This window comes from Microbacterium sp. bgisy203 (genome assembly GCF_057706945.1).
In genome coordinates this window covers 1-1,436 of the sequence record NZ_JBYIPF010000020.1, presented here as the reverse complement: position 1 = coordinate 1,436, position 1,436 = coordinate 1, and the positions used below count along the sequence as shown (strand labels likewise).

1 protein-coding gene is annotated in these 1,436 nt (G+C 66.4%); it reads left to right on the top strand.

Features of this window, described 5'->3' with window-relative positions:
• Positions 1-109: 109 nt before the first annotated feature.
• Positions 110-1,381: an IS256 family transposase gene (locus AC3ENQ_RS14045; RefSeq protein WP_431805356.1), complete on the top strand. Its 1,272-nt coding sequence runs from the start codon at positions 110-112 to the stop codon at positions 1,379-1,381.
• Positions 1,382-1,436: the final 55 nt, after the last annotated feature.

Below are 1,436 nucleotides of genomic sequence, written 5' to 3'. Positions count from 1 at the left end.
CGGGGTGAGTCCCATAGCGTGGTGTCACTTCCCGCGGGGGTCTCGTCGTCGAAGGGCCACCGTGGGATGACCAGTTGTTTCCGGCAAGAAGCAAAGCAGAGATCCCACGATGACCCACCACCAGTCTGCCCTGACGACCCTGATCGGCGAAGTCCTCGCCGATCCCGACCTCGCCCACTCGGACGTGTTCCGACGGATGCTGCAGGCCGGCCTGCAGGACCTGATCAACGCGGAAGCGACGGTGAAGATCGGCGCGGCGCCGCACGAGCGCACCCCGGAGCGGACCACACGTCGTAACGGCACCCGCCCGAAGACCCTCGCGACCCCGGCTGGGGAGGTCGACCTTCAGATTCCGAAGCTGCGCGAGGGATCGTTCTTCCCGTCGCTGCTTAGTCCGCGGCGCCGGGTCGACAAGGCACTCTACGCGGTGATCTGCCAGGCCTGGATCGACGGGGTCAGCACCCGCAAAGTCGATCAGCTTGTCCGGGCGCTGGGCAACGACACCGGCATCTCCCGGTCGACGGTGTCGCGGATCTGCGGGGAGATCGACGAGTCGGTGCAGGAGTTCCTGCACCGCCGGATCGATCACACCTGGTTCCCCTACCTGTTCCTGGACGCCACTTACCTCGACGTCCGCCACCGCGGCCGGGTCGTCTCCCAAGCCCTCGTCGTCGTGGCCACCGGCGTCTCCGGAGAGGGCCGGCGGGAGATCCTCGGGATGGCGCTCGGCGACGCGGAGAACACCGACTTCTGGACCGAGTTCCTCCGCTCCCTCCGGGACCGAGGACTGAAGGTCGCCACCGACGCCGATCCGTTCGGCGTCGCGCTGGTCACCTCCGATGCGCACGCCGGGCTGAAAGCCGCGGTGAAAGCGATCCTGCCCGGATCCGGATGGCAACGATGCCGGGTCCATTTCGCCCGCAACGTCACCCAGAAGATCGGATCCGCGCGTTCCAAGCCCGTCAATGCGCTGATCTCGACGATCTTCGCGCAGACCACGACCGAAGCCGTCACCGCGCAATACAAGGCCGTCACCGACAGCCTCCGCTCATCGTTCCCCGAGATCGCGGCCATGCTCGAGGCCGCAGAACCCGACCTCACCGCGTTCGCGCCACTGCCGCGCGAGCACTGGCAGAAGGTCTGGTCGAACAATCCGATCGAACGTCTCAACCGAGAGATCAAACGCCGCGCCGACGTCGTGCAGATCTTCCCCGACCAGGGCAGCGTCACCCGCCTCATCGGCGCCGTCCTGCAGGAGCAGCACGAGGAATGGTCCTACGGCGAACGCCGCTACTTCTCCGACATCTCCATGCGCAAACTCGTCCACACCCTCAACGAGCACACCGAACCCGCACGCCCCGAGCTCTACCTCACCGCCTGACCATCACCCACCACAGGAAACAACCGGAGTGACACCACACCACGGGACTTGACCG

Excerpts from the sequence above, each read along its gene's own strand:
- AC3ENQ_RS14045 (WP_431805356.1), top strand. The coding sequence starts at position 110 with ATGACCCACCACCAGTCTGCCCTGACGACCCTGATCGGCGAAGTCCTC.